A 7,931-nucleotide genomic window follows, 5' to 3' on the forward strand; every position below is an offset into this window, starting at 1 on the left:
CATGCGGATAACGGCTGGCGTGATCGCGGTTCAAACCAACAGTTTCGAGCAATTCTTCAACTTTCTGGCGTCGATCAGCCTTGTCTTTTGCCAAATGATGGATGTCTATCCCTTCAGCGATGATGTCTTCAACTGTCATCCGGGGATTTAATGAAGCCTGCGGATCTTGAAAGATCATTTGCATGTTACGAGTAAATTCAAGTTTTTCTTTCTTACTCTTAAACGAGCTAACGTCCTTCCCATTAAAAATGATCTGTCCATCAGTCGGATTATACAAATGAATGATACTCCGACCTGCTGTTGTTTTACCTGATCCTGATTCACCAACAAGTCCAAACACTTCTCCTTCATAAATATCAAAAGAAATATCATCGACCGCCTTGACCATCTCAGGTTTGTCCACGCCGAAGTATTGCTTCAAATGCTTAACTTCGAGAACTTTTTTTCGATTTTCTGGCATGTGGTTTCTTCCTTCCTTGGTCTATTAATTTGCGCTTGCTTGCATTTTCTTGAAAATCTCTTGGCGCCGCACAATTTCTTCTGGCGGTGTGATCTTCGGTGCATCCGGATGAAGCAGCCAGGTTGAAGCATAGTGCGTTTCAGAAACCTTAAAGAACGGCGGCTTCTCTTCAGAATCGATCTTCATTGCATAAGGATTTCTTGCTGCAAATGGATCTCCCTTTGGCGGATCCAATAAGTCAGGCGGTGTTCCTGGGATAGCTTGAAGATCTGTACTGCTCAATGTCGGCATTGAGTTAAGCAACCCCCATGTATATGGATGTTGTGGATTGTAGAAAATCTCATCCACAGAACCATATTCAACAATTTGTCCGGCATACATAACAGCCACACGATTGGCCATGCCCGCAACGACCCCCAAGTCATGGGTGATGAAGATAATCGAAGTTTCGATTTTTCGCTGCAATTCTTTCATCAAGTCCAAGATCTGTGCTTGGATCGTAACATCCAAAGCTGTTGTTGGTTCGTCGGCGATCAAGATCTCTGGATAACAAACCAAAGCGATCGCGATCACGATCCGTTGCCGTTGCCCACCAGAAAATTGGTGCGGATATTCATTGATCCGCTTTTCTGCATTGTCGATCCCAACTAGCTTTAAGATCTCCAAAGCTTGTGCTAGAGCTTTTTTCTTTTCAACATTTTTATGTTTCATTAATGGTTCCGCGATCTGGCGGCCAATTTTCATAGTAGGGTCAAGAGAAGTCATTGGATCTTGGAAAATCATGGCAATATCTTTACCACGGATCCCTTGCATCTGTTTTTCAGACTTCTTCAAGATATCTTCCCCATGGAATATGATCGAGCCGCCGACCACTTCAGCGTTGTTAGCCAAAAGTCCCATTAAACTTTTAGTTGTAACTGACTTACCTGAGCCGGATTCCCCTACGATTGCAAGTGTTTCACCTTTATCCAGATGAAAGCTAACATTACGAATAGCTTTAACATCGCCTGCATAGGTATGAAAATTGATCTCAAGGTTATTTACATCTAAGATTCTTTCACCCATAAATACGACCTACCTTCTTGTTCTTGGATCAAATGCATCACGTAAACCATCACCCAAAAGGTTGAAAGCAATCATCAAGATAACCAAAACGATTGCCGGATACCACATCTGGTAAGGCAAGAACTGGAAGTTCTTTTGACCATCGTTCAACAATACACCCAGTGATGTTTGTGGTGCCGAGATCCCGATACCAATGAAACTCAAGAAAGCTTCAAAGAAGATGGCAGTTGGGATCGTGTACATCGTTTGAATAATGATAATACTTGAAACATTTGGTACCAAATGTTTCCAAGCAATCTTCGTTGTCGACTCACCTAGTGTCCGCGCAGCCAAGACATACTCTTCTGTCTTAAGTGACAGCGTCTCCGCTCGAATCATCCTGGCCATCGTAGTCCATTCTGAGATCGCCAAGGCCAAAATGATCGATGTCATCCCTGGTTTAAAGATGATCAACATCAAAACAACGATAATTAGGTTAGGGATGGACGAAATGATTTCGATAATACGCTGCATCACGTTATCAGTTCGCCCTCCTTTCCAACCCGATACGATACCATACGTGACCCCAATCAGTAAGTCAAACAAGGTCGCAACGATCGCAACTGTCAGTGAAATTTTTGTTCCGTAAATAATACGTTGTGCAAGGGAATGACCCAAATAATCGGTCCCCAACATAAAGTGAACATTATCTTTGATGCCATTTTCTTTGTAAACATCAGTCCACACGCCGCTAACCTTCATCTTACCGTTTAATCCGTTGATATTAACACCTGGGATCTTGGCTGGTAAGTTAGCATATTCAGGATTAGACTTAACCAACTCTGAATGATTGATGAAAGGAGTCGAGCCGAATGACACGATGGCCATGATCAAAACGATAAACAAGGAAATCAATGCACCTTTATTCTTTTTCAAACGACGCCATGCATCTTGTGAGAACGTCAATGAAGGAGCAGCAATTTTTTCACTGTCAAGCTCTTGATCTTGATCTTGAGCCAATGGTTCGAAGCTATCTGGTTGTAAATTATATTTCTCTTCTGCCATTTATTAGTCCTCATTTCCAGTAAGTCTGATCCGTGGATCGATAATTCCATAGATAATATCTGTGAACAAGATGATCAAAACTAAGCCAAAACAGAATAACATGGTAACACCCATGATAGTTGGGTAGTCGTTTGTTTGGATCGACTTAACATATTGTTCACCGATCCCAGGGATCGAGAAGATGTTTTCGATAACCATTGAACCTGTCATCAATGCAACAGTGTATGGTCCGATCAGTGTAACCAATGGGATCAAACTATTTCGCAAAGCATGATGGTAAATGATACCAAATTTGTTCAAACCTTTTGCGCGCGCCAGTTCGATATAATCGGAGTTTAGTACATCGACCATCCCGGTCCGAATGAAACGCGCCGTTTCCGCTAGGGGTCCAACACCTAAAGCGATCGTAGGCAAGACCGTGTATGAAAAGCCACCCCAATCGGCAATTGGGAACCAGCCCAGCTTCAACGAAATATAGTACTGTAACAACACAGCCAACACGAAGTTAGGTACTGACTTACCTATGATAGATAAGACTGTCGCTGTAGTGTCGACCCATGTATTCCGGTAGATCGCAGCGACGGAACCAACAATGATCCCTAAAACAACACCGAAGATCATTGCTTGAACACCCAATTGAGCGGAAGCACCGATCCGACTTGAGATCAAGTACGAAACGGGCTGATTACTAAACTGGAAAGAAGTTCCCAGATCTCCATGAAGCATCCCGAAAATATAAATCACGTACTGCAACCAAATTGGTTTATCCAATCCATATTGCTGGTTCATGATCTTGATCTGCTGTGGTGTCATTTTTTCCTGGTTAGAATATGGCGTCCCTGGCATTAACTTCATTAAGAAGAATGTTATGGTAGCTACCAAGAACAGTGTCAAGGCCATATATAAAACCCTTTTTAGCAGGTATTTCTTCATAATTCACCCTCACATTCTAGGTTCATACTATGTACAACAGCAAAATCGGTCATTACCTTTTTTGCTGATGCAGCATTATGCAATTAGCATTTTTTTATTTTAACTTTTAGAACATCGATTAGCAATTGATTACTCTTACAAAGTTCGGTTTTTGCTGATCACTTCTAAGATAAGTCAAAGGGAACTGACAACATAGAGCGTGTCAATTCCCCCTGGCTGCACTCGGCTTTTCAAATTAACAAGACCGGATTATTCCTTGATATAAGTGTTCTTAAAGTTGTAGCTGGCACCAGATGAATTGTAGATAATGCCCTTAACTTTACTCTTGACCATCCATGCAGTCGATTGTTGATAAAGTGGTGCAATACCTTGTTCTTGGACCAAGATCTTTTCAGCTTGAACTAAATCATCCCAACGTTTGTCAGTGTTGCCGGCATCAGTTGTCTTAGAAGCTTGGATCAACTTGTCATAGTCAGCATTCTTCCATTCACCATCATTTTGCGAGTTATCAGATGTGAACAAGTCCAAGAAACTAATTGGATCAGCAAAGTCAGCACCCCAAGCTGAGATAACAAGATCAAAGTCGCCTTGTTCAGAACGTGTCAAACGTGTCTTGAATGGGACGTTTTGAACGTGAACATTAACACTGTCGCCCAATGTTGATTCGATCTGACTTTGTACGAATTCTGTTGAATCCTTAGCCTTATCTGTGTCATCACTCAAAAGGTTGATGTCCATCTTAGTTTCGCCGACTTCTTTCAAACCTTCTTGCCATAGCTTCTTAGCTTCGGCCTTATTGTATTCAACGCCTTCTTTGACGTAAGCTTGGTCTGCAAAGTCTTTACCGTCATTCTTAGCTAAGCCCTTAGAAACAAGTCCCTTAGAAACGGTTGAACCATCGCCTAAGACTTTGTTAGTAAGTTGTTTCCGGTTGATCGCCATTGATAATGCCTGACGGATCTTCTTGTTTTGGAAACGTTTCTGAGTTTGATTGTATTGGAAGTAGAAAGTACTTGCTGCAGAACGTGTTAGGAATTCTTTATCATTCTTCAACTGTTTTGCTTGTTCAGAACTTAAAGGAGTTCCATCCAATTTATCTGTCTTGTACAAGTTGTAAGAAGTTGAGTTGCTCTTGTTGACCTTAAAGTTGATAGCATCAAGTTTAACGTTCTTCTTATCCCAATACTTGTTGTTCTTAGTAGCTGTCCAGCTCAAGTTAGAACCAGTCCACTTAGTCAACTTAAATGGTCCGTTATAAACCATATATTTCGAAGCAGTACCATATTTGCTGCCGGCATCCTTAACGACTTTCTCATTTTGTGGGAAGAATACAGGGAAGCCCATCAGCAATTTGAAATAAGGGATCTTCTTGTCAAGAGTAACTGTCAGCTTATAGTCGCCGTCAGCTTTGATCCCTAATTCACTAGTTTTCTTTTTGCCATCCATGATGTCGTTTGCGTTTTTAACACCATCGAAGAGGTAAGCATACTGTGAACCAGTCTTAGGATCAACAGTTCTTTGCCAAGAATAAACGAAATCTTTAGCAGTCAACTTGTCACCGTTAGACCAATTTGATTTACGTAAATCAAATGTGTATGTCAAACCGTCGTCTGAAACATGAGTCTTTTTAGCCAAACCTGGTTCAACCTTGGAGTCTTTACCTAAACGATAAAGTCCTTCCATTGTGTTATTTAATTGGTCAAAACTGACCACGTCAGTTGCTTTAGACAGATCCATTGATGGTAATTCAGCAGTTTCATCCCAATTCAAAACTTGTTTTGAATCATTAGATGAAGACTTAGATCCGCAAGCAGCCAAAGTTAAAGCTGAAACAGCCATTACAGCACCCGCTGTAGCAAATTTTTTAAGCTTCATTCTAGTAACAACTCCTTTTTCTATGTATTGACAGATACCGCTCATATCTCTCTTTACGTTGTATAAATTTTATATGAAATTGATATTAAAATCAAGAGTATACTCTAATTTTTTTAATATTTATTTTTGTAATTCCGCATAAGCTCCAGTTTTATGCGGTCTAACAGTCTTAATTTTTCTCATTTTTCTCAAAATAAAATGAATGTTAGCGTTTTAATATAGCCTTTAAAAAATAAAGTATTTCAGAGATTCTTATTTTTCTTTCATCCATTCGGCAAGATTTCTAAGAGTTTACGGGCAAATATGGCTAAAAATAGTTTTTTCCTCATTTTCTAACTCTGACCAAACAAAGGAAAGTAAATGTTATAATAGCTGTGAAATACGAATGGAGGAAAATATATGGATCGTGCAATTATTGCAGGAATCGATAATGGACATGAAAATTTTGAATATAAAATGAGTGAATTGGCCGCCCTTGCCAAGGCCGCCACCATTAGTCCCGAATTGACCATCACTCAAAAATTAGATAAGCCGGTCTCTGCCAGTTATTTTGGCAGCGGCAAACTGATCGAGCTTAAAAACGCTGCTGAAGCCAAAGAAGCCAACGACCTGATCGTAAATGACGAACTGACACCCACCCAACTCAGAAACATCGAAGATGAAACCGGTCTGACAGTCATTGACCGCACTGCTTTGATCTTAGAAATTTTTGCCCGTCGCGCTCATACGCGAGAGGCCAAACTCCAAGTACAAATTGCTTCTCTGCAATACCGGCTCCCTCGGTTGCGGACTTCTAGTTTAAATCGTTTTGACCAGCAAACCGCCGGAAGCAGCGGTGGCGGTTTTACCAGTCGTGGTGCTGGTGAAACCCAAATGGAATTAAACCGACGGACTATCCAAAATCAGATCACACATTTGCGCCATCAACTTAAAGAAGTTGAACAAGAAGAACAAACTAAACGCAAAGCCCGTGATAGTTCAGGCATTAAAACAGTTGCCCTTGTTGGTTATACGAATGCCGGCAAATCAACGACAATGAACGGCTTGCTGCGCTTAACGGGCGAACCAAAAGAAAAGCAGGTCTTTGAAAAAAATATGCTTTTTGCCACTTTGGACACGTCTGTGCGCAAAGTCCAGTTCGATGATAACAAAGAGATCTTGCTCAGCGATACAGTTGGTTTTGTTTCATCTTTACCCCATCAACTGGTCGAAGCTTTTAAGACTACACTAGCTGAAGCTGCGCAAGCTGATCTCTTGGTCCAGGTGATCGATGTCTCAGACCCTCATGCCAAAGAAATGGTCAAAACCACCGAGGAAACTTTACGAGAGATCGGCGTGACTGGGATCCCCATGATCTATGCCTTTAATAAGGCCGACATGGAACCACAGTTACGCTATCCTGAAATTGCTGGCGACCAGATCACATATAGCGCTCGTGATGATGACTCACTCAAGCTCTTGATCAAAATGGTCAAAGATAAGTTATTTGCCGATTTCATGACCAAGACTTACCTGATACCTTTTGACCAAGGCAGATACTTGGAACAGCTCAACAGTAATTCAAGTGTCTTAAAAACTGATTACACAGCTGACGGGACCGTCATTACAGCGGAAGTCTCACCCACAACTGCTAGTATCTTACAGAAGTTTGAAAATTCTTAGTCCAAATAAAAAGAAGTAACGTGATAAGTTTGCACGTTACTTCTTTTTTGTTGTTAATGGACGCGCCGGTCCATGACATAGGCGGACAATTGTCGGTCACTGCCCTCTTGAAAACCTAAGTAGTGGAAAAATTTGCGTGCATCATTATTGGGCTTTGCTGCAACCATGATTTGACCGACCGCCCCAAAGTAATTCAAGAGATGAAGCATTAAAGTTTTACCAATGCGTTTCCCCTGAAACTCAGGGCAAACCAACAGATCTTGAATGTACACAACTGTTGAAAAATCACTCAAAGCCCGGACAAGTCCTACCAAACGCCCATCCTCATAAGCTGCGATCACAAAAGATTTCTTCAAGCCTTTTTTTAGGTTATCAATATTTTCAACATCTTTTTTCCAGCCGACTGAGTCATAAAGCGTGGTGATCTCCTTTTTAGTTAGTCTGGGATTTACAACCAAATCCATGATTTCACCTCTCCCGAATATGTATTCATGCCAAAGATTAAAAAAATATGATAATTTTATGTTTTTTATTATAAGAAAATCAGCTTTATTTTTCAAGTAAAATTTGCAAATATCCTTATATTTAGCGCTTGTAAGGACAAATTACGCTAATTTTTCCTGATTAAAAAATGAGATTTTTTTGCTGTAAATTTCAAAATTCCTCATAAATCAATGCAGCATTATTCATTGATGTATACATTCAGATAAGCCAATGGTGTCATAATTTTATAGTTATAGACCGTTCCCCAATTTTCCTTAAATTCCGTGTTGTTTGGGGCAAGAAAAAATGTAGAAAAGTAAGCGGGGATTCAGCTTTGATTTTTTATTCTGGCTGCAGCAAGGAAGAAGTTCCGCTTATCTAACTTTTACGCCACAATGCAAAAAACGCA

General features: G+C 40.6%; 7 protein-coding genes. 1 reads left to right on the top strand and 6 read right to left on the bottom strand.

What is annotated here, in order from left to right; all coding sequences use genetic code 11:
- The 5 genes from FC65_RS07365 to FC65_RS07385 form a co-directional block, all read right to left on the bottom strand.
- Positions 1 to 460 (bottom strand): ATP-binding cassette domain-containing protein (locus tag FC65_RS07365; RefSeq protein WP_156408598.1); only part of this gene is annotated, 460 nt, incomplete at its 3' end.
- A gap of 24 nt (positions 461 to 484) precedes the next feature.
- The gene (locus tag FC65_RS07370) at positions 485 to 1,525 is read right to left on the bottom strand and encodes an ABC transporter ATP-binding protein (RefSeq protein ID WP_056972121.1); all 1,041 of its coding nucleotides are present in this window, start codon (positions 1,523 to 1,525) and stop codon (positions 485 to 487) included.
- A gap of 9 nt (positions 1,526 to 1,534) precedes the next feature.
- Positions 1,535 to 2,569 carry an ABC transporter permease gene (locus tag FC65_RS07375; RefSeq protein WP_056972122.1) on the bottom strand — a complete coding sequence of 345 codons (1,035 nt, stop codon included), beginning with the start codon at positions 2,567 to 2,569 and terminating at the stop codon, positions 1,535 to 1,537.
- Between the two features lie 3 nt (positions 2,570 to 2,572).
- Positions 2,573 to 3,502, bottom strand: a complete 930-nt coding sequence (gene opp3b, locus FC65_RS07380; RefSeq protein ID WP_056972123.1) for an oligopeptide ABC transporter permease — start codon at positions 3,500 to 3,502, stop codon at positions 2,573 to 2,575.
- A 249-nt stretch (positions 3,503 to 3,751) separates the two neighbouring features.
- Entirely contained in the window at positions 3,752 to 5,377 is a 1,626-nt protein-coding gene (locus tag FC65_RS07385) for a peptide ABC transporter substrate-binding protein (protein WP_056972124.1), read from the bottom strand.
- Positions 5,378 to 5,776: 399 nt separating this feature from the next.
- Between FC65_RS07385 and hflX the strand changes: the two genes are divergently transcribed.
- On the top strand, positions 5,777 to 7,039 hold the full coding sequence (gene hflX, locus FC65_RS07390) for a GTPase HflX (protein WP_056972125.1): 1,263 nt from the start codon (positions 5,777 to 5,779) through the stop codon (positions 7,037 to 7,039).
- A gap of 53 nt (positions 7,040 to 7,092) precedes the next feature.
- Here the strand turns inward: hflX and FC65_RS07395 are convergent, their stop codons facing one another.
- A complete protein-coding gene (locus FC65_RS07395) occupies positions 7,093 to 7,503 on the bottom strand; it encodes a GNAT family N-acetyltransferase (RefSeq protein WP_056972126.1) in 411 nt (136 codons plus the stop codon).
- Positions 7,504 to 7,931 lie beyond the last annotated feature (428 nt).

This window comes from Ligilactobacillus acidipiscis DSM 15836 (assembly GCF_001435755.1).
In the GTDB taxonomy this organism is placed as follows: domain Bacteria; phylum Bacillota; class Bacilli; order Lactobacillales; family Lactobacillaceae; genus Ligilactobacillus; species Ligilactobacillus acidipiscis.